Here is a 19,613-nt window from a genome sequence, read left to right on the forward strand (position 1 = left end):
GACCCAGCTTGAGCGTACTCATTGGGTATTCTCCGTGGCTTGGCGCTTGAGGGTTTCCAAAAGGGCGTCGAGCCGTTCGCGTGTCATCCGGCAGCACATGCGGTGGTTATTGACGAGCAGCACCGGAGCATCTCCACAAGCGCCCATGCACTCACCCTCTTTCAGTGTGAAAAGGCCGTCCGGTGTGGTCTCGTTGAAATCGATGCCGAGGCGCTCCTTGAGGTGTTCTGCCGCGTGGTAGCCGCCAGAGAGCGCACAGGGCAGATTGGTGCACACCGTGAGTTTGTATTTGCCTACTGGTGCCAAATCGTACATGTTGTAGAAAGTGGCGACTTCATAGACCGCGACTGGCGGCATCTCGAGATAGTCCGCGACGAACGCGATCGTCTCTTCCGAAAGCCACCCTTTCTCTTCTTGCGCAATCCGTAGCGCCGCCATCACCGCCGACTGCTTCTGCCCCGCCGGGTATTTGGCGATTTCACGGTCGATGCGGGCCAACGCCTCTGGTGAGAGCATCGAAAACTCCTTTAGCGGTCGATTTCGCCGAAGACGATATCCATGGTGCCGATGATCGCAACGACGTCCGCAATCAAATGTCCGCGCGCCATCTTGTCCATCGCCGAAAGGTGCGCAAACCCCGGTGCGCGCAGTTTGACCCGGTAGGGTTTGTTGGCACCATCGGAGATCGCGTATACGCCGAACTCCCCTTTCGGATGTTCCACTGCGGCATAAACCTCACCTGGCGGCACGTGGATTCCTTCGGTCATCAACTTGAAATGGTGGATCAGCTCTTCCATCCCCGTTTTCATCTTCTCGCGGGGAGGCGGCGCCACTTTGTAATTGTCCGTGATCACCGGGCCGGGGTTTTTCCGCAACCAGTCGATGCACTGTTTGATGATGCGGTTCGATTGCCGCATCTCCTCCATGCGCACCAGGTAGCGGTCGTAACAGTCACCGTTGGTCCCCACCGGGATATCGAATTCGAGCTGATCGTAGACTTCATAGGGCTGCTTCTTGCGCAGGTCCCACGCCACGCCAGAGCCGCGCAGCATCGGCCCGGTGAATCCCCACGCCAGCGCCTCTTCCGGGGAGACCACGCCGATCCCGACGGTCCGCTGTTTCCAGATGCGGTTGTCGGTAAGGAGCGTATGGTAGTCGTCGAGATACCCTTCGAACCGCTCACAGAAATCTTCCAGGAAGTCGAGCAGCGACCCTTCACGAGCGCGATTGAGCTCCTTGACCCGTTTTTCGTCTTTGTATTTGCTGACGGTGTATTTGGGCATTTCGTCCGGCAGGTCGCGGTACACCCCGCCTGGGCGATAGTACGCTGCGTGCATCCGCGCACCGGAGACCGCCTCATACGCATCCATCAGATCTTCGCGCTCACGGAAGGTATAGAGCACCATCGTCATCGCGCCGATATCGAGCGCATGGGTACCGATATTGAGAAGGTGGTTGAGGATGCGCGTGATTTCATCGAACATCACGCGGATGTACTGCGCGCGAATCGGCACTTCGATCCCAAGCAGCCGCTCGATGGCCAGGCAGTAGGCGTGTTCGTTGCACATCATCGAGACGTAGTCCAACCGGTCCATATAGGGAACCGATTGCACCCAGGTGCGGGTTTCCGCCAATTTTTCTGTACCGCGATGCAACAACCCGATGTGCGGGTCGGCGCGCACCACCACCTCCCCGTCGAGTTCGAGGATCAGGCGCAAGACACCGTGGGCCGACGGGTGCTGCGGCCCGAAGTTGATCGTAAAGTTCTTGATTTCGGCCATCGTCACACGTCCCCGTAGTTCGCTTCACGGACGATTCGCGGCGTGTTTTCGCGCGGCTCGATCGTCACCGGTTGATAGACGACGCGCCCTTTCTCCGGGTCGTAACGCATTTCAACATGGCCGGTCACCGGGAAGTCTTTGCGCAGGGGGTGGCCGACGAATCCGTAATCGGTCAAAATGCGCCGCAAATCGGGGTGCCCTTCGAAGAGGATCCCAAAGAGGTCGAACGCTTCGCGTTCATACCAATCGACACTGGGCCAGATCTCGATCAACGAAGGAAGGGTCGGCCAGTCGTCGTCTACCGCAAAGGTCTTCAGCCGCAACCTTACGTTATGGGTGAGCGAAAGCAGATGGACGGCAACGGCGAAACGCGGTCCCACCCACGGACGGTTCGCGTAGGTGACATAGTCGATACCGGAAAGGTCGATCAACTGTTCGAACGCAAAATCGGGATCGTCGCGCAACGTTTGCGCGATCGCCAGATAGTTTTCCTTGTCGACGGTCATCGTCACTTCCCCGTGGTGCTCCTGCACCACGACTTGATCGCCGAACCGGTTCCGCAGTCGTTGCGCCAAAGCTTCGGTTCTTTTCATCGACGCCCCCTAGGCTACGTGCGCGCGATCGTGGACGTGCGCTTGATTTTGTTCTGAAGCTGAATGATGCCGTACAAAAGCGCTTCAGCCGTTGGCGGACAGCCGGGAACGTAGACATCGACCGGCACGATGCGGTCACAACCGCGCACCACGGAATAGGAATAGTGGTAATAGCCGCCCCCGTTGGCGCAGGATCCCATCGAGATCACCCACCGCGGCTCGGGCATTTGGTCATAGACTTTGCGCAATGCGGGTGCCATTTTGTTGCAGAGCGTCCCCGCAACGATCATGAGATCCGATTGTCGCGGGCTGGGGCGAAAAACGACACCGAAGCGGTCGAGATCGTAACGCGAACAGCCAGCATGAATCATCTCGACGGCGCAACACGCCAACCCGAAGGTCATCGGCCACAGCGACCCCGTCCGCGTCCAGTTGATGACCGTATCGAGCGACGTGGTCATGAACCCTTCGCGCATCACTCCTTCAATGCCCATCGCTCACTCCCAATCGAGCGCGCCGTTCTTCCATTCGACCGCATAGCCCAAGACCAACACGGCGAGGAAGATCAGCACGGTAGTAAAAGCGTACCAGGCGTTTGCGCCTGCAGCGATCATTTCATTGAACGTAACGCCCCACGGAAACAAGAGCGCGATTTCCAAGTCGAACAGAATGAACAGGATCGCAATCAGGTAATAGCGAACGTCAAATTTGATACGGGCGTCTTCGAACGGCTCGAAACCGCATTCGTAGGGCGAGTATTTTTCGGGATCAGGACGGCGTGGGCCAAGGATCCACCCAAACACCATCGGCAGTACGCCGATCGCCAGCGCGACTACCAGGAAAACCAGGACCGGAAAGTAGCTTTCCATTACGGCCGCTCCTCATCTTCGGGCGACCGATAGGATACACCTTTTTGGTTCTAAATGCAGCGCGAAGCAAAAAAACGAGCTATCAAAAAAATCTAAGTTATTTGAATTTTTTTTGATAAAAATTCTTTTTGCAACAAAAAAGCCGCTCATGAGCGGCTTTTTTTGTTTGGTGCCGACGGTGAGATTCGAACTCACACGGCTTTCGCCACCACCCCCTCAAGATGGCGTGTCTACCAATTCCACCACGTCGGCAGCAACGAAGCGAATTATACCGGAATTTTGCCGCAGCGCAATACCTCGCACCAGTCACTCAGGGATTTTCGACTCCGGTGCTGGCGATTGTTGTTGCGGTTGCGGTGCAGCAGCGCCAGCGTCCTGTTGCATCACGCTCGATGGCGCAGAAAGATGCGTTTTGCTCGCGAGGTAGGTCATCGCGAGACTGGTCAGGAAGAAAACCGTGGCGAGGATCGCGGTGGTTCGGCTCAAAAAGGTAGCTCCGCCGGAAGCCCCAAAAAGACTCGCCGAGCTTCCGCCCCCAAACGCGGCACCGGCATCGGCGCCCTTGCCGTGTTGCAACAGCACCAGAATGATCAATGCCACGGCAACGACTAGGTGAATCGTCAGAACGATCGAAAAAGCCAAACTACCCATTGTTACTCCTTCTCAGCAGCCGCGACGATCGCGGCAAATTCCGTAGCACTCAACGACGCGCCGCCGATCAGCCCACCATCACACCCTTCGACGGTAAACAGTTCCGCAGCGTTACCCCCTTTGACACTTCCCCCGTAGAGAATGGGAAGGTCTGAGTGCGCCCCAACCTCAGAAAGCACCGTGCGCAACCAACCATGCGCCGCAGCAACGTCTTCGGGCGTGGCATTGCGTCCGGTTCCAATTGCCCAAACCGGTTCGTACGCAATGAGGACGTTTTCGACCGCTGCGGCACCGACGATCTCGACCACCTCGACGATCTGCTGACGCAATACGTCTTGCCAGGCGCCGCGCTCCCGCTCTTCCAGCGTCTCACCAACACACCAGATCGGCGTAATCGCCACCGCATTGAGCCGCTGGATCTTTTCTGCGATCTGCGCATTGGTTTCGCCGAAATATTGCCGCCGTTCCGAATGACCGACGATGGTCAGCCGGCACCCAAAATCGCACAGCATTTCCGCGTGCACCTCACCGGTGTAGGCCCCGGGACCGAACGGGCTGACATTCTGTGCGCCCCAGAGAACTTTGCTCTCATGCAGAACGCTTCGCGCTTGCGCAAGATAGGGAAAAGGGACGCAAACCCCTACCTGGGTCTTCTCGAAAGCCAGCGCTTTGAGCGCGACGAGTAGCGCTTCGTTCTGCGACCATGCGCCGTTCGATTTCCAGTTACCGATAACCCATTTCATGGAAAAAACTCCTCACCCCAATCAAACCATCACCGACGCACCTGCTCGGCGATCCGTTCCGCGGTTTCCGCAAGCGCCGCTACGATAGCGTCGACCACCGCCGCCTCTTCCCCTTCGACCATGATGCGCAAAAGCGGCTCGGTGCCCGAAGGGCGGATCAGAATCCGTCCACGATCGGCCAGTTCGGATTGGGCACGCGCTACGGCGTCCCGAAGCGCCCCGTGGGCTTGCCAGTCCTCTCCCTTGGGCCAGACGACATTGCGCAACCTTTGGGGGTAGGTCTGTAACGGCGCGGTCCATTCCGCCAAGGTGGTCTCATGGCGCACCAACGCGGCCAGGACCTGCAACGCGCTGACGATCCCGTCGCCCGTGGTGTGTTTGTCCAAACAGAGGATATGCCCCGAATTCTCCCCACCGTAGCACCAACCCCGTTCGCGCAAACGCTCCGCGACGAAACGATCGCCCACCGCAGTCCGTTCAAGCGGCACACCGTAGGCAGCGAGCGCACGCTCCAACCCCAAATTGGTCATCACCGTTCCCACGACACCGGGCACGGCAACCCCCGCAGCCAAGCGGTCGCGGACGATCGCGAACAACAGGGCGTCACCATCGAACAACCGCCCGTCCCGGTCGACCATCACCACGCGATCCCCGTCACCGTCGAACGCGATCCCAAGGTCTGCCTGGTGCGCTTCGACCGCGCGTTGCAGGGTTTCGGGATGGGTCGCGCCTACCGCACGGTTGATGTTGAAGCCGTCCGGTTCTGCGCCGATCACCGTGGTCTTCGCGCCCAATTCGTGAAAAACGTGCGGCGCTACCTGGTACGTTGCGCCATGAGCGCAATCAAGCACCAGGTGCCAGCCATCGAGCGTAAGGTCCGCGGGAAAAGTATTCTTACAAAATTCGATGTAACGCCCTGAGGCGTCGTCGATTCGCTTCGCTTTGCCCAACGCGTCTGCTGTAACCGATTCGACGGGCGCTTCCAGCCACTCTTCGATCTGTACTTCCAGCGCGTCGTCGAGTTTCGTCCCCGCTGCGGAGAAAAATTTGATTCCGTTGTCGTAATAGGGGTTGTGCGACGCGCTGACGACGATTCCCGCATCGAGCCGCATCGCTCGGGTGAGGTAGGCGATCCCAGGCGTCGGCAAGGGGCCTGTCAGCAAGACGTCTACTCCGCTACTGGCCAGCCCCGCTTCGAGTGCCGATTCCAGCAGATAGCCAGAAACGCGCGTATCTTTGCCAATCACAACCGTCGGACGCCGCAAACCGGTATGAGCGCGTGCCAAAACCTTGCCTGCGGCAAAGCCCAGCCGAACGACGAAATCGGGTGCAAGGTGGGGATCCCCGATGCGCCCGCGGATGCCGTCGGTGCCAAACCACCGTGCCATAGGTTACCCAGTTCAAAAAAGTGCCATTGTACCAGGGGGATCGTACAAAGCCGCTGTTTCGCTACGCGTTCACGCCAGCGCACGCCAAACGCGCAGTGCATCGACCGTTGCCGCAACATCGTGAACGCGCACGATCGCAGCGCCCAACGCCACCGCTTTGAGCGCGGCGGCAACACTGCCGAAGACGCGCGCTTTGGGTTCGTCCCGACCGGTGATCGCCTGAATCATCCGTTTGCGCGAAACACCAACGAGGACGGGATACGATGCGACAAAACGCGGCAACGCGCGAAACAGCGCCACGTTGTGTTCCAACGTCTTCCCAAAACCAAAGCCGGGATCCCAGACGATGCGTGCAGGGGCCACCCCTGCCGCTTCAAGCGCGCGGGTCTGGGCATTGAGAAACGCATATACTTCACCGACCACATCGTCGTAGTGCGGTGCCGCTTGCATCGTTTGCGGCTCCCCTTTCATGTGCATCACACACAAGCCACACCCGCTCTGCGCAGCGACCCGAACCGCGTCAGCAGTGCGAAAGCCCGAAACATCGTTGAGGATGTCCGCACCGAGTTCGACGGCACGCGCCATGACCTCTGGTTTACGGGTATCGACCGAGATCGCGACTGGCCACTTCGTGACTGCCCGCAGCACCGGCTCCAACCGTTGCCATTCCACCTCTGCTGGGACAGGCTGCGCCCCCGGGCGGGTCGATTCGGCACCGAAATCGAGCACTGCGGCGCCCGCTTCGACCGCGGCCTCGGCCTGCTTGAGTGCCGCTGTAACGTCGGCGTCCACCCCATCGCCTGAGAACGAATCGGGCGTGAGGTTGACGATCGCCATCACGAGTGGCTCATGCAACGACAAACGGAAACGCCCCGCGCGCCAAACGCGGGGCTGAAGGGAATCGACCGTTTTGGGTTTCATCGACGGTTTTTCACCGCGTTCATCCAGCCGGTTCCGCTTCGGGCGGCTGCCCGCCAGGCGAAGCGGGGCGCGCCTCTTTTCCGTCTGGCGCCGGCGCGTCGGCAACTACCCCTTCGCCACTCGGTGGCGCCGCATTGCGCGGGTTCGTCTCCGGTTTTTTCGGCGGACGCGGCGGTTTTCCCGCCATGATGTCGTCGATCTGGTCGGCGTCGAGCGTCTCATATTCGAGCAGTGCTTCGGCAAGCGCGATGACCTTGTCCCGGTTCTCTTCGATCAAGCGGCGCGCGAGCGCGTATTGCTCGTCGATGATGCGGCGCACTTCGGCGTCGACCTTTTGCATCGTCGCTTCGGAGATGTTGCGGTGCGTCGTCACGGCGCGACCAAGGAAAATTTCCCCTTCCTCTTCGCCATAGACCATCGGCCCCAGGATATCGGACATTCCCCACTGGGTGACCATTTTGCGCGCGATATCGGTTGCCCGTTGAAAGTCGTTCGACGCCCCCGTTGTCATCTGGTTCATGAAGATCTCTTCGCAGATCCGTCCGCCGAACAGAACCGCGATCGTGTTCAGCAGCCGTTCTTTGTCCTGGCTGTAGCGGTCGCCCTCCGGGAGCTGCATCGTCACCCCCAGCGCACGGCCGCGCGGGATGATCGTCACCTTGTGCACCGGGTCGGTTTTGGGCAGGAGCTTCGCGACCACCACGTGACCCGCTTCGTGGTACGCGGTATTACGACGTTCCTCCTCGCTCATCACCATCGAGCGCCGCTCCGGCCCCATCAGGATCTTGTCTTTCGCGCGCTCGAAGTCCTCCATTTCCACATAGCGCTTGTTGGCGCGGGCGGCAAAAAGTGCCGCTTCATTGACCAGGTTGGCGAGATCGGCGCCCGAAAAGCCAGGCGTGCCCCGTGCGATGATCGCGGGGTCGACGTCTGGACCCAACGCAACTTTGCGCATGTGGACCTTGAGGATCTGTTCTCGACCCCGGACGTCGGGTAGTGACACCACCACTTGCCGATCGAATCGCCCCGGCCGCAAGAGCGCGGGGTCAAGCACGTCGGGACGGTTGGTCGCGGCAATCACGATGATCCCGCTGCTGCCTTCGAAGCCATCCATTTCGACCAGGAGTTGGTTGAGGGTCTGTTCGCGTTCGTCGTTGCCACCGCCCAACCCGGCCCCCCGCTGCCGTCCGACCGCGTCGATCTCATCGATAAAGATGATGCACGGGGCGTGCTTTTTCGCTTGTTCGAACATGTCGCGCACCCGCGCGGCACCGACACCGACGAACATTTCGACGAAGTCAGAACCGGAGATGCTGAAAAACGGTACTTTCGCTTCACCTGCGATCGCTTTGGCCAACAGTGTCTTCCCGGTTCCCGGAGGGCCGACCATCAACACCCCTTTCGGGATGCGTCCACCCAGTTGCTGGAATTTGCTGGGGTCTTTCAAAAAGTCGACGAGCTCTTGCACCTCCTCTTTGGCCTCATCGCAACCGGCGACATCGGCAAAGGTGACGGTATTGCTCGATTCATCGAGCAACCGCGCCCGCGATTTTCCGAACGAGAACGCGCCTCCTTTGCCGCCACCGCTCATCTGCCGCATGAAATAGACCCAGACTGCGATGAGCAAGAGCATCGGGAACCAAGAAACGAAAATATTGGTGAGCAGGGATTGCCCTTCGTCCGGCTTCGTCGCGGCAATCGAAACGCCGTATTTCATCAGGTCGGAAACCATCCACAGATCCATCGGCGGAGCATAGACGGTCACTTGACGACCATCGTTCATCAGGGCGCGTACCGTTCGCCCATCGATGATCGCCTTCGTTACCTTCCCCTCTTTCGCCGCTTCCATGAATTGGGAGTATTCCATGGTCGACGCCGGCGCGGTGCGGTCGTTGAATTGGTTGAACACCGTCATAAGCACCATGCCGATGACGAGCCAAATCGCTAGATTGCGAAAAAAACTGTTGCCGTTCAAAGGGGGACTCCTTCTACCTACCTACGCACGATTCGCATCTTCGAGTCGATTCTAACCGCTTGGGTTCCACACGGCAATAGAAAAATTCGATCGCCACGATAGGATCTATGCGCTGTCCATGACGAGATCAGCGCCTTTTGGGTCGTTTACCCAAGAAATAGAGCTCGCTGCTTTCCGAACGGGACGCTTTGGGTTTGCGCGAGAGCACCGTGTGGAACGCGCTTTGCAGCTGCTGCCGGTACGCGTCGATCCCTGGGCCCTGGAACACTTTGACGAGGAAGGCACCGTTTGGTGTCAGATGCTCGAGCGCAAACGCCAACGCCAATTCGGCAAGATGAAAACTTTTTGCCGCATCGGTGATCGCGATACCGGAGAGGTTGGGCGCCATATCGGAAAGCACGAGATCGACCGGTTGTCCCTCGAGCGCCTGTTCCAGGGCGTTCAGGACCGTTTCGTCGGTGAAATCTCCTTGGATCACCGTCACACCGGGAAGCGACACGATCGGCAAGCGATCAAGCGCAAAGACCTTGCCGGTTGGCGCGACCCGAGCGGCGGCAATCTGCGACCAGGCCCCAGGCGCTGCCCCCAGATCGACCACCCGCATCCCGGGTTGCAGTAAGCGATCTTTTTCGTCGATCTCGAGGAGCTTGTACGCAGCCCGCGAACGGTACCCTTCCTGTACAGCGCGCTGGACATAGGGGTCGTGCACATGCCGGTCGAGCCAAGCCTTTTTACTGCGGTGTTTTTTCATGCGGACTTCACGTTTTCTGCGATAATCGTGTGTTGGAAACACAGCGAAAGATCGATCCATCATGGCTGCACTGACAATCGATTCGGACCAGCAAAGAGCCTTGCGGGCGCAGGCCCACCATCTGAAACCGGTGGTGATGATCGCCAGCAAAGGGCTGACCCCTGCGGTATTGGCCGAAATCGACCGGGCGCTCACGGCGCACGAATTGATCAAAATCCGTGTTACGGGAGCCGAACGCGACATTCGCGCCCAATATCTGGAAACGATTTGCGACACGCTCGATTGCGCTCCGGTCCAGTTGTTGGGTAATCTGCTCCTTGTTTGGCGCCCCAACCCAGAAAAGCGCGCAGAAACGCCACGCGCATCTCGTGCGAAAACCGCTGATAACAACAACGCTGCCGCGTTCGTTCGGCGCGCACGTCGGCAAGCCCTGACGAAAAAACGGAATCACTCGTAACGGACGTCGAGAATTTCGTATTCGCGGGCGCCGCCGGGCGCCTGCACGACCACGACATCTCCTGCATATTTGCCGATCAAAGCGCGGGCGATCGGCGAAGTGACCGAAATTTTCCCTTCACGCACGTCGGCTTCGTCTTCGCCGACGATTTGATAGGTGACCTGCTCGCCCGATTCCGTTTCCTCCAAATCGACCGTGGCACCAAAAACCACCCGCCCATCGGCGTCGAGTGTTTTCGGGTCGATGATCTGGGCGTTCGCCAATTTCCCTTCGAGCTCCATGATCCGTCCTTCGATGAACGCCTGCCGTTCGCGCGCCGCGTCGTATTCGGCGTTCTCCGAAAGGTCTCCATGGCTACGCGCCTCGGCAATCGCCGCGATCACCGCGGGACGCTCCACCGTTTTCAGGCGATGGAGCTCTTCTTTGAGCTTTTGTGCGCCGCGCACCGTCATGGGATATTTCATCAACCGTTCCTCCGAGCTGCCAACGCTTCCCGATGGAGTTGTTGTAACGCATAGACGTCGAACCGTTCGGCCATTTCGATTCCCATCACCGCGGCCTCAGCCCCTTCGATCGTCGTATAGATGGGGGCCTTTGCTGCGAGCGCACTCACCCGAATCGAACGGGAATCGATCACCGCTTGACGGCGGGCCTCGACCGTATTGATCACCAGCGCGATCTCGCCGTTTTTGATCATGTCGACGACATGCGGCCGCCCTTCATTGACCTTATTGACGACCTGCACGGGAATACCTGCTGCTTCCAATGTGCGCGCCGTACCCCGTGTCGCTACGATCGTGAAGCCGAGATCATGCAGTCGGCGCCCAACTGCGACCGCAGCGGGGCGATCGCTCGGTTTCACACTCAAAAAGACCTTTCCGTTTCGGGGTAACACCACGCCTGCGGCCAACTGCGATTTGTAGAACGCTTCGGCGAAGGTCCGGCCGATCCCCATCACTTCGCCCGTCGATTTCATCTCGGGCCCCAAGATCGGGTCGACACCCGGGAACTTGTTGAACGGGAAAACTACCTCTTTGACCGAAAAATAGGGGGGAACGAGCTCTTCGGTCACGCCCTGTTCCGCGAGCTTTTTCCCAGCCATACAGCGCGCGGCCACTTTGGCGTAGGGCACCCCGCACGCTTTGGAGACGAACGGAACCGTGCGGGACGCACGGGGGTTCACCTCCAGCACATAAACGGTGGCATCGGGACCACTGCCCTGCACCGCGAACTGGGCGTTCATCAAGCCGACGACGTCGAGCGCCTTCGCGAGCGCGACCGTCTGGCGACGGATTTCGTCGAGCACCGCAGGATGCAAGGTATAGGGCGGGATCGAACATGCGGAATCGCCCGAATGGACCCCCGCCATCTCGATGTGTTCCATCAAGCCTGCGATCACGACGCGCTCACCGTCGCTCACCGCGTCGATATCGACTTCGGTCGCGTCGTCCAGGAACCGGTCGAGCAGCACGGGCGAATCGTTCGACACCTTGACCGCTTCGCGCATGTAGCGTTCGAGATCTTGCGGATCGTGAACGATCTCCATCGCCCGCCCCCCCAAGACGTAGCTGGGACGAACGACCAGCGGGTAACCGATCTCTGCAGCGAGACGCATCGCCTCATCTGGGGTACGTGCAGTGCGGTTTTCCGGCTGCCGCAGCCCCAGTTGCATCAACAATTTTTGGAAGCGTTCGCGATCCTCCGCGGCGTCGATCGCATCCGGCGACGTTCCGATGATCGGCACGCCATTCGCGGCGAGCGCTTTGGCGCGTTTGAGCGGAGTTTGACCGCCGAACTGCACGATCACCCCTTCCGGCTTTTCCACGTGACAGATTTCGAGGATGTCTTCGAGCGTGATCGGTTCGAAATAGAGGCGATCAGAGGTGTCGTAATCGGTCGAGACCGTCTCCGGGTTACAGTTGACCATGATCGTTTCGAAGCCGTCTTCGCGCAGCGCCAGTGCCGCATGGACGCAGCAGTAATCGAATTCGATCCCCTGGCCGATGCGGTTCGGCCCTCCGCCCAAAATCATGATTTTGCGACGATTGCTGGGCGCCGCTTCGCAAAAGGCTTCGTACGTCGAATAGAGGTAGGCAGTAGGTGTGGCGAATTCGGCCGCGCAGGTATCCACCCGTTTATAGACGGGCCGCACCCCAAGTGCGTGGCGATGCAACCGGACCGCCTCTTCGGTGGTATCGAGGAGCTTCGCCAACCGGCGATCCGAGAATCCTTTGCGCTTCAACGCGCGCATTTCGTCGGCGTCGATCCCTTTGAGCGAACGCCCTTTGAGCTTTTGCTCGATTTCGACGAGCGCTTCGATCTGACTCAAGAACCACGGATCGATCTTGGTCAGCTGGTGGATTTTTTCGAGCGACATCCCTTCGCGGAACGCTTGCGCCAAGTACAAAATGCGCTGCGCCCCGGGGTTCGCGAGCTCGTGTTCGAGCGATTCGGGGGTGCATTCGACCTCATCGAACCCGTAAACACCCACTTCCAAGCCGCGCAACGCTTTTTGCACCGACTCTTGGAAGGTGCGACCGATCGCCATCACCTCGCCGACCGACTTCATCTGGGTAGTCAAACGGTCGTTGGCGTGCGGAAACTTTTCGAATGCGAAACGGGGGATTTTGGTGACGACGTAGTCGATGGTCGGCTCGAACGACGCGGGGATCGCGCCACCGGTGATGTCGTTTTTGAGTTCGTCGAGGGTGTAGCCAACAGCGAGTTTCGCCGCGATCTTCGCGATCGGGAAGCCGGTTGCCTTCGACGCGAGCGCCGAAGAGCGCGATACCCGCGGGTTCATTTCGATCACGATCATTCGACCATCTTTCGGATTGATCGCGAATTGAACGTTCGACCCTCCGGTATCGACGCCGATTTCGCGCAGCACCGCGATCGACGCGTCCCGCATCCGTTGGTACTCTTTGTCGGTGAGCGTCTGTGCCGGTGCCACGGTGATCGAGTCGCCCGTGTGCACACCCATCGGGTCGAGGTTTTCGATCGAACAGACGATGATGCAGTTGTCGTTCTTGTCCCGCACCACCTCCATTTCGAACTCTTTCCAGCCGATGAGCGACTCTTCGATGAGGAGTTCATGCACCGGACTGAGATCTAACCCTCGCTTACAAATTTCGACGAACTCTTCCATGTTGTAGGCGATTCCACCCCCGGTTCCTCCCAACGTAAAAGAGGGACGGATAATGACCGGGAAACCGATCTCAGACTGAACCGCCAGCGCCTCTTCCAAACTGTGCGCGATGCCTGAGCGCGCCGATTCCAGTCCGATGCGGGTCATCGCCTCTTTGAAGAGCTGGCGGTCTTCGGCTTTGGCAATCGCGCTTTCGTTCGCGCCGATCAATTCGACGCCATAGCGTTCGAGCACGCCGGAACGGGCGAGATCGAGCGCGGTATTGAGCGCGGTTTGTCCCCCCATCGTGGGCAGGAGCGCATCGGGCCGCTCTTTCGCGATGATGCGCTCGACGACCTCAGGGGTGATGGGCTCGATATAGGTCACATCGGCCATTTCGGGGTCGGTCATGATGGTTGCCGGGTTGGAATTCACCAAAAGGACCCGGTACCCCTCTGCACGCAACGCTTTACACGCTTGCGCCCCCGAGTAGTCGAACTCACAGGCCTGACCGATGACGATCGGTCCAGCACCAATGATCAGAATCGATTCGATGTCCGTGCGTTTCGGCATGGTTTTTCCTTGCAATCTCGGGTTTATGCCTGACGCCGCGCGTCGATCAACGCAACGAAGCGGTCGAAGAGATCCGCAATGTCATGCGGTCCGGGACTCGCCTCTGGGTGGCCTTGAAAACCGAAGGCTGGCACGTCGGTGCGCTCGATCCCCTGAACGCTGCCGTCGAAGAGGGAAACGTGGGTGACGCGGCAATTGATGGGCAGCGAATCGGCGTCCACTGCAAAACCGTGGTTCTGGCTGGTGATATAGACACGACCGTTGGTGAGATCCTTGACCGGATGGTTCGCGCCGTGGTGACCGAATTTCATTTTGACGGTGCGCGCGCCGGATGCCAAACCCAGGATCTGGTGTCCCAAACAGATCCCAAAGAGGGGAATCCCGTCGGCCATCGCCGCCTGCGCCGCTGCGATCGCGTAGTGACACGGCTCCGGATCCCCAGGGCCATTCGAGAGCATGATGCCATCGGGATCGAGCGCTTTCACCTCGGCGTAAGGGGTCTGCGCCGGCACCACCGTCACTCGGCAACCGCGTGCCGCCAAGAGGCGCAAAATGTTGCGTTTCACACCAAAATCATAGACGACGACGTGTCGGGTCGTTTCCGTCACCGTGGGGTAACCGAGACCGAGTTGCCACGCGCCCTCACGCCATTCGCTCACCGTGCGCCGTGTCACCTCTTGTGCAAGATCCATTCCCGCCAACCCAGGGAATGCTCGGGCCGCAGCGAGCGCGTCGGTAACGTTCGGCATTTCACCGGGCGGAGCGGTGAGAATCGCGCCACTTTGCGCCCCCTGGTCGCGTAAACGACGCGTGAGTTCGCGGGTATCGATTTCCGCGATCGCCACCACATTGTGGCGCTTGAGGTAGTCAGGAAGCGATTCGGTGGCACGGAAATTACTCACCACGCGGGAGAGATCCCGAATCACCAACCCCGCCGCATGCACCGTCTCGCTCTCTTCGTCTTCTGGGTTCGTCCCCACATTTCCGATATGGGGGTAGGTGAGCGTCACGATTTGGCGACGGTAGCTGGGGTCGGTGAGGATCTCCTGATACCCTGTGATCGAGGTGTTGAACACCACTTCACCTACGGTCAGACCAACCGCTCCGATCCCCACCCCGTGGAAAACCGTTCCGTCGGCCAGAGCCAAAACTGCATTCGAGCGCACGATCGTTCCTCACGTAAAAAAACGGGACGCAACCGCATCCCGTTGTTTTCTAGGCAGTCCTTGCTGCCATTTTACCAGAATTCCCGTCGTCTCAGATGCCCAGGACGTCCTGCATCGAATAGAGCCCCGCAGGTTTGTCGGCGAGAAACCGCGCAGCCCGGATCGCACCGGCGGCGTACGGCATCCGACTTTGCGACCGGTGGGTGATCTCGATCCGCTCCCCTTGCGCAGCAAAAAGCACCGTATGGTCGCCAATGATTTCACCGGCCCGGATCGTCGAAAACCCGATCTGCTGTTTGGGCCGCTCACCCGTATTCCCTTCACGCCCAAAAATGGCCACCGCATCGAACGACCACCCCAACGTACGCGCGACGATCCGTCCCATTTCCAGCGCCGTACCCGAAGGGGCATCGACCTTGTGGCGATGGTGCGCTTCGATCACCTCGACGTCATACCCTTCCAAGAGCTTTGCCGCCACCTCCAAGAGTTTGAATACGGCGTTGACCCCTACCGCCATGTTGGGCGCAAAGACGATTGGGATGTCGCGGGCCGCCGCGCCGATCCGATCACGCCCTGCTTCGTCGAACCCCGTGGTGCCGATCACCATCGCCCGCTTGTGTCGCACGGCTTCGTCCAGGATTGCGAAGGTCCCTTCGGGGCGCGTGAAATCGATCACACAATCGGCAGCTACGACCGCTGCAGCGATGTCGTCGCCTATCGAAACGCCGGTTGTCCGGCCGAGCAGTTGCCCCACATCTTGACCGATCACGGGAGATCCTGGGCGGTCGAACGCTGCAGCAAGCGCCACTCCAGAATCGGGCGCCAGTGCCGCTTCGATCAACATTCGTCCCATCCGACCACCCGCTCCCGCAATCGCTACCTTGACCGCATGCATGGACCTGTTCTCCTTTTTCTAAACGATTGGCGGCTGCGAACGCGTTACTCTTTCTGTTCCGCGGGAATCTCGACCGTCTGCCAACGCGGTCGACTTTCTGACTGCGACCCCGCCGCGGCTTCGTTTGCCGGGACGACGTCACCCTCCACGCGCACCAGCACGCCGTTTTCGAAAAAGAGGGTCAAGCGGCGCATCTCAACATGCCCCCGCTTGTCGTCGTAACGGTAGAGGTAATCCCAGCGATCGTTGCGGAACGGGTCGACGAGCAGTGGCGCCCCGAGCAACAACCGGACCGTTTCTTGCGGCATCCCTTTGCGCAGTTGGCGCGCCGCTTCCGGCTCCACCCAGTTGCCTTGACGAACCGGTGCCGAATAGGGGGAAGCGATTGCGGCAACACGGTCGAACGCGCTTCCTTGCTCCAGCGCACACCCCGTAAGCGCGAAGACAACCCCAACCCCCGCAAGCTCCGCGGTGAGTAGGCGTTTCTTAGTGCGACGAAAAGGCGATTCGCGACGCATGTTTCCCTCGAAAACCCTTCACGATGCGAAACTATAGCATGCTCTGGTCGGTGCGTGATTCGCACTCAGAGCAACGATTGCGTATAATCGGAACGATTCTTTTTGTCGTCATCCTCTCTGATTGCCATGAACGCAAAAACCGACATCGACCTCCGGGAAAAAGGGCTCAAAGCCACCTACCCGCGAATCAAAATTCTCGAACTCTTCGCGCAGGAAGGCGCGCGCCATTTGAGTGCCGACGACGTCTATCGCGAACTGCTCGACCAGGGGGTCGAAATCGGTCTCGCGACGGTCTATCGCGTGCTCACGCAGTTCGAACAGGCCGGGGTGCTGCTCAAACACCACTTCGACGGCACGAAAGCAGTTTTCGAACTGGCAGAAAACCACCACCATGACCACCTCGTTTGCGTGGATTGCGGGCGGATCGTCGAATTCCACGACGAGGCGATCGAAGCGCGACAAAAAGCGATTGCCGAACAGTACGGATTTTCGCTCGAGGACCACGCCCTTGCACTCTACGGTCGTTGCGTGCAGGGAGCCGATTGCCCGTACCGTAAAACGCGTTCGAAAAGTTAGCCCTTCGCGTCTTGCGCCCCGCGCTGGCTCATCGCCAGCAGTGAGCAGGCGTGCGTTCGAGCCGCCTCATCGACTTGCGCACCCCCCACCATGCGCGCCAATTCGTCGATTCGCGCATCGATTGCGAGCGGTTCGACGACCGTCACGACACTTTGTTCCGAATCGGGCCGTTTACTGACCCGCCAGTGCCAATCGGCACACGCCGCCACCTGTGGCTGATGGGTCACCGCAAGCACTTGCCGCCATGTCCCGAGCTGCTGCATCAACCGACCCACGACTGCGGCAACCGCGCCCCCAATCCCAACATCCACTTCGTCGAAAATCACAGTGGGGATCGCCTCGGCACCAACCGAAGCCACCTGAATCGCCAGCCCAATGCGGGAAAGCTCCCCGCCCGACGCCACTTGGGCCAATGCTGCTGGTGGCTGCCCTGGGTTGGCCGCAAAACGGAACGCGATCCGTTCCATGCCGTGCACGCTCGGCTCGTTCGATTCGAGTGCCACTTCGAATCGGGCATGAGGCATTGCCAGTTCCGGCAACAAGCGCATCACCGCGTCGCGCAACCGCCGCGCACCCTTCTGACGCTTCGCGCTCAGGCGCGCCGCGGCGTCCCGATACGCTTGGTGCGCTGCGCGCTCTGCAGTCTGCAACCGTTCCAGATCGCTTGCCGCATCGAGCGCGGCCAGGCGTTTCTCCCATTCGGCGGCAAGCGCAGGCAGCGCTTCCGGAAGAACGCGATGTTTGCGCGCCAATTCATGGGCGGCGCTGATCCGTTCGTGCAAAAATGCCAACCGTTCGGGGTCTTCCTCGAAGCGCGCCAACTCCCGCTTAAGGCTCGCTGCCGCTTCGTCGAGCTCAGCTTCCGCCGCAGCCAACAGCGAAAGCGGCTCCGCGATCGCGGCATGGAACGTTTCCACTTCCCGTAGCGCGCGGATCGCGCGGCTGACAGCAACGAGCGCGCCATCTGGGTCCCGATCGAGAAGATCGAGCGCAACCGCGACCTGCTGCTGCAGTTCGGCTGCGTGGCTCAAGCGGCGATACTCCGCTTCCCACGCTTGCCACTCCTCTGCGGTAAAAGCGATCGGTTGCCACTCCCTCAACCACCAAGTGAGGCGCTCACGCTCCTCGGCGATCCGTCCCTGCGTCGCGATCGCTTCATCGAGTGCATTTTTCGCTTGTTGCCACGCTTGCCAGGCACGCGCGACCGCTTCCGCTTCTGGAACGGCTTCGGCGAAACGATCGACGAGCCACCGTTGCGTCTCTGGGGTCAGGAGCGCATGGTGCGCATGTTGCCCATGTACGTCGGCAAGCCACGCCCCCAATGCGCGCAATTGGCTTTGCGTCACCGCGACACCTTGAATCCAAGCGCGCGAACGCCCATTGGCGTCGAGGGTACGCCGAATGAGCAGCATCGCCTCGTCGTCTGGCGCGATCTCCCATTCGGCAAGAAGCGACGCGGCTTCAGGTTGTTCCGGCCAATCACAAGTGAGCACCACCTCGGCCCGTTGCGCGCCGGTGCGCACCCAGTTCGCATCGGCACGTGCGCCCAAAACGAACGTCACGGCGTCGAGCAGAATCGATTTCCCCGCCCCAGTCTCCCCGGTGAGCGCACCGAACCCGGCTTCGAACGCGAGGTCGAGGTGTTCGATCAGGACGAAATCGCGAATTTCCAGACGACGAATCATGATCCGTTACCGCGGTGACGCGCTCCAATGGAGCTTTTCCCGCAACATCGCAAAATAGTCGTAGCCAATCGGATGGAGGAAACGGGCTTGGTGGCCAGCGCGCCGCACCTGCAAGCGGTCCGAGGGCAGCATCTCCACCCGCCCTTGCCCATCGAAATGGACATCGGCAACATGGCCTGGCAGTAAGGCGAGTTCGATCTCCGCCCGGTCGGGAATCGTGATCGGCCGCGCCGTGAGTGCGTGTGGGCACAGGGGCACAAGAGCAATGCCCGCAACCTGAGGATGCAGAATGGGGCCGTTCGCCGAAAGCGCGTAGGCGGTGGAACCGGTGGGTGTAGCAATGATCATCCCGTCAGACCGTTGCGTATAGACGAAATGACCGTCGATGTGTAATTCGAATTCGATCATCCGCCCCAGATCCCCTTTGTTCATCACGATGTCGTTGAGTGCGTGGCTCGCGGCGATCACGGCGCCGTCCCGGACGATTCGACCGGAAAGGAGCAGTCGCCGCTCTTCTTGATATTCGCCGTGCAAGATCCGTTCGAGCTGTGGAATCGCCTCGGAACGCGCGATGTCGGTGAGAAATCCCACCCGACCCAGGTTGATCCCGACGAGTGGCACGTCGTGTTCGACCAATTGCCGCGCTGCATTGAGCATCGTCCCGTCACCGCCAAGGACCACGGCCAGGTCGACCATCTGCGCCATGCGGGAAAAAGGGGCCAATGTCCACCGGCACGATTCGGCAGCATCGTGCGCAAACGTCGACGACTCGATCACCACTTGGCAGCCCATCTGCGATAACCACTCGGCAAGCGTCTGCAGCGCTTCCAGCGCTGCTTCCGAGTGCACCTTCGCGGCAAGCCCAACGGATTGAAATTGCACACCCATGACCCCATTGTAACGAAAAGCCAGGCCAGTGGTAATATGGGCGCGGTAGCGACTAC

The 19,613-nt window shown here is 59.9% G+C and carries 20 protein-coding genes and 1 tRNA gene; 2 read left to right on the top strand and 19 right to left on the bottom strand.

Annotated features, from left to right (window positions below; translation table 11 throughout):
• Positions 1-18: 18 nt before the first annotated feature.
• The 12 genes from nuoE to ACYQ4Z_RS04810 form a co-directional block, all read right to left on the bottom strand.
• Positions 19-516: an NADH-quinone oxidoreductase subunit NuoE gene (gene nuoE / locus ACYQ4Z_RS04755; protein ID WP_217126186.1), complete on the bottom strand. Its 498-nt coding sequence runs from the start codon at positions 514-516 to the stop codon at positions 19-21.
• 11 nt (positions 517-527) lie between these two features.
• Complete coding sequence (locus ACYQ4Z_RS04760) at positions 528-1,781, bottom strand: NADH-quinone oxidoreductase subunit D (protein ID WP_217126185.1); 1,254 nt, start codon at positions 1,779-1,781, stop codon at positions 528-530.
• Between the two features lie 2 nt (positions 1,782-1,783).
• Complete coding sequence (locus ACYQ4Z_RS04765; protein ID WP_219971118.1) at positions 1,784-2,374, bottom strand: NADH-quinone oxidoreductase subunit C; 591 nt, start codon at positions 2,372-2,374, stop codon at positions 1,784-1,786.
• Positions 2,375-2,388: 14 nt separating this feature from the next.
• On the bottom strand, positions 2,389-2,868 hold the full coding sequence (locus ACYQ4Z_RS04770) for a NuoB/complex I 20 kDa subunit family protein (protein ID WP_119335181.1): 480 nt from the start codon (positions 2,866-2,868) through the stop codon (positions 2,389-2,391).
• Between the two features lie 3 nt (positions 2,869-2,871).
• Complete coding sequence (gene ndhC / locus ACYQ4Z_RS04775; RefSeq protein WP_219971120.1) at positions 2,872-3,243, bottom strand: NADH-quinone oxidoreductase subunit A; 372 nt, start codon at positions 3,241-3,243, stop codon at positions 2,872-2,874.
• 167 nt (positions 3,244-3,410) lie between these two features.
• Positions 3,411-3,495, bottom strand: a tRNA-Leu gene (locus ACYQ4Z_RS04780).
• Positions 3,496-3,549: 54 nt separating this feature from the next.
• On the bottom strand, positions 3,550-3,894 hold the full coding sequence (gene secG, locus ACYQ4Z_RS04785; protein WP_119335183.1) for a preprotein translocase subunit SecG: 345 nt from the start codon (positions 3,892-3,894) through the stop codon (positions 3,550-3,552).
• 2 nt (positions 3,895-3,896) lie between these two features.
• Positions 3,897-4,637, bottom strand: coding sequence for a triose-phosphate isomerase (gene tpiA, locus ACYQ4Z_RS04790; protein WP_459860226.1), 741 nt, complete (start codon positions 4,635-4,637; stop codon positions 3,897-3,899).
• A gap of 29 nt (positions 4,638-4,666) precedes the next feature.
• The gene (gene glmM, locus ACYQ4Z_RS04795; protein WP_285614192.1) at positions 4,667-6,025 is read right to left on the bottom strand and encodes a phosphoglucosamine mutase; all 1,359 of its coding nucleotides are present in this window, start codon (positions 6,023-6,025) and stop codon (positions 4,667-4,669) included.
• 69 nt (positions 6,026-6,094) lie between these two features.
• Entirely contained in the window at positions 6,095-6,946 is an 852-nt protein-coding gene (folP, locus tag ACYQ4Z_RS04800; protein ID WP_219971140.1) for a dihydropteroate synthase, read from the bottom strand.
• 19 nt (positions 6,947-6,965) lie between these two features.
• Positions 6,966-8,870, bottom strand: a complete 1,905-nt coding sequence (gene ftsH / locus ACYQ4Z_RS04805; protein ID WP_219971892.1) for an ATP-dependent zinc metalloprotease FtsH — start codon at positions 8,868-8,870, stop codon at positions 6,966-6,968.
• Positions 8,871-9,048: 178 nt separating this feature from the next.
• On the bottom strand, positions 9,049-9,672 hold the full coding sequence (locus tag ACYQ4Z_RS04810; protein WP_219971149.1) for an RlmE family RNA methyltransferase: 624 nt from the start codon (positions 9,670-9,672) through the stop codon (positions 9,049-9,051).
• Positions 9,673-9,733: 61 nt separating this feature from the next.
• Between ACYQ4Z_RS04810 and ACYQ4Z_RS04815 the strand changes: the two genes are divergently transcribed.
• Positions 9,734-10,129, top strand: coding sequence for a YhbY family RNA-binding protein (locus tag ACYQ4Z_RS04815; protein WP_459860228.1), 396 nt, complete (start codon positions 9,734-9,736; stop codon positions 10,127-10,129).
• On the opposite strand, the gene greA is transcribed toward ACYQ4Z_RS04815, so the two are convergent.
• The 5 genes from greA to ACYQ4Z_RS04840 form a co-directional block, all read right to left on the bottom strand.
• On the bottom strand, positions 10,120-10,593 hold the full coding sequence (gene greA, locus ACYQ4Z_RS04820; protein ID WP_219971151.1) for a transcription elongation factor GreA: 474 nt from the start codon (positions 10,591-10,593) through the stop codon (positions 10,120-10,122). The two genes, ACYQ4Z_RS04815 and greA, sit on opposite strands and share 10 nt — an antisense overlap.
• Positions 10,593-13,829: a carbamoyl-phosphate synthase large subunit gene (gene carB, locus ACYQ4Z_RS04825; RefSeq protein WP_459860230.1), complete on the bottom strand. Its 3,237-nt coding sequence runs from the start codon at positions 13,827-13,829 to the stop codon at positions 10,593-10,595. The genes greA and carB overlap by 1 nt, the downstream gene beginning before the upstream one ends.
• 23 nt (positions 13,830-13,852) lie before the next feature.
• A complete protein-coding gene (carA, locus tag ACYQ4Z_RS04830) occupies positions 13,853-14,995 on the bottom strand; it encodes a glutamine-hydrolyzing carbamoyl-phosphate synthase small subunit (protein WP_119335191.1) in 1,143 nt (380 codons plus the stop codon).
• 91 nt (positions 14,996-15,086) lie between these two features.
• Complete coding sequence (dapB, locus tag ACYQ4Z_RS04835; protein WP_285614195.1) at positions 15,087-15,890, bottom strand: 4-hydroxy-tetrahydrodipicolinate reductase; 804 nt, start codon at positions 15,888-15,890, stop codon at positions 15,087-15,089.
• Positions 15,891-15,934: 44 nt separating this feature from the next.
• Positions 15,935-16,408 carry an outer membrane protein assembly factor BamE gene (locus ACYQ4Z_RS04840; RefSeq protein WP_119335193.1) on the bottom strand — a complete coding sequence of 158 codons (474 nt, stop codon included), beginning with the start codon at positions 16,406-16,408 and terminating at the stop codon, positions 15,935-15,937.
• Positions 16,409-16,534: 126 nt separating this feature from the next.
• Between ACYQ4Z_RS04840 and fur the strand changes: the two genes are divergently transcribed.
• Positions 16,535-16,984 carry a ferric iron uptake transcriptional regulator gene (fur, locus tag ACYQ4Z_RS04845; protein ID WP_119335194.1) on the top strand — a complete coding sequence of 150 codons (450 nt, stop codon included), beginning with the start codon at positions 16,535-16,537 and terminating at the stop codon, positions 16,982-16,984.
• On the opposite strand, the gene recN is transcribed toward fur, so the two are convergent.
• Both recN and ACYQ4Z_RS04855 read right to left on the bottom strand, forming a co-directional pair.
• On the bottom strand, positions 16,981-18,669 hold the full coding sequence (recN, locus tag ACYQ4Z_RS04850) for a DNA repair protein RecN (RefSeq protein WP_459860233.1): 1,689 nt from the start codon (positions 18,667-18,669) through the stop codon (positions 16,981-16,983). The genes fur and recN overlap by 4 nt on opposite strands.
• A 6-nt stretch (positions 18,670-18,675) precedes the next feature.
• The gene (locus tag ACYQ4Z_RS04855) at positions 18,676-19,557 is read right to left on the bottom strand and encodes an NAD(+) kinase (RefSeq protein ID WP_119335196.1); all 882 of its coding nucleotides are present in this window, start codon (positions 19,555-19,557) and stop codon (positions 18,676-18,678) included.
• Positions 19,558-19,613 lie beyond the last annotated feature (56 nt).

This window comes from Hydrogenophilus hirschii, assembly GCF_054656675.1.

Coding starts and splice junctions, on each gene's coding strand:
- nuoE (WP_217126186.1), bottom strand. CDS start 516: ATGCTCTCACCAGAGGCGTTGGCCCGCATCGACCGTGAAATCGCCAAA.
- ACYQ4Z_RS04760 (WP_217126185.1), bottom strand. CDS start 1,781: ATGGCCGAAATCAAGAACTTTACGATCAACTTCGGGCCGCAGCACCCG.
- ACYQ4Z_RS04765 (WP_219971118.1), bottom strand. CDS start 2,374: ATGAAAAGAACCGAAGCTTTGGCGCAACGACTGCGGAACCGGTTCGGC.
- ACYQ4Z_RS04770 (WP_119335181.1), bottom strand. CDS start 2,868: ATGGGCATTGAAGGAGTGATGCGCGAAGGGTTCATGACCACGTCGCTC.
- ndhC (WP_219971120.1), bottom strand. CDS start 3,243: ATGGAAAGCTACTTTCCGGTCCTGGTTTTCCTGGTAGTCGCGCTGGCG.
- secG (WP_119335183.1), bottom strand. CDS start 3,894: ATGGGTAGTTTGGCTTTTTCGATCGTTCTGACGATTCACCTAGTCGTT.
- tpiA (WP_459860226.1), bottom strand. CDS start 4,637: ATGAAATGGGTTATCGGTAACTGGAAATCGAACGGCGCATGGTCGCAG.
- glmM (WP_285614192.1), bottom strand. CDS start 6,025: ATGGCACGGTGGTTTGGCACCGACGGCATCCGCGGGCGCATCGGGGAT.
- folP (WP_219971140.1), bottom strand. CDS start 6,946: ATGAAACCCAAAACGGTCGATTCCCTTCAGCCCCGCGTTTGGCGCGCG.
- ftsH (WP_219971892.1), bottom strand. CDS start 8,870: ATGGTGCTTATGACGGTGTTCAACCAATTCAACGACCGCACCGCGCCG.
- ACYQ4Z_RS04810 (WP_219971149.1), bottom strand. CDS start 9,672: ATGAAAAAACACCGCAGTAAAAAGGCTTGGCTCGACCGGCATGTGCAC.
- ACYQ4Z_RS04815 (WP_459860228.1), top strand. CDS start 9,734: ATGGCTGCACTGACAATCGATTCGGACCAGCAAAGAGCCTTGCGGGCG.
- greA (WP_219971151.1), bottom strand. CDS start 10,593: ATGAAATATCCCATGACGGTGCGCGGCGCACAAAAGCTCAAAGAAGAG.
- carB (WP_459860230.1), bottom strand. CDS start 13,829: ATGCCGAAACGCACGGACATCGAATCGATTCTGATCATTGGTGCTGGA.
- dapB (WP_285614195.1), bottom strand. CDS start 15,890: ATGCATGCGGTCAAGGTAGCGATTGCGGGAGCGGGTGGTCGGATGGGA.
- ACYQ4Z_RS04840 (WP_119335193.1), bottom strand. CDS start 16,408: ATGCGTCGCGAATCGCCTTTTCGTCGCACTAAGAAACGCCTACTCACC.
- fur (WP_119335194.1), top strand. CDS start 16,535: ATGAACGCAAAAACCGACATCGACCTCCGGGAAAAAGGGCTCAAAGCC.
- recN (WP_459860233.1), bottom strand. CDS start 18,669: ATGATTCGTCGTCTGGAAATTCGCGATTTCGTCCTGATCGAACACCTC.
- ACYQ4Z_RS04855 (WP_119335196.1), bottom strand. CDS start 19,557: ATGGGTGTGCAATTTCAATCCGTTGGGCTTGCCGCGAAGGTGCACTCG.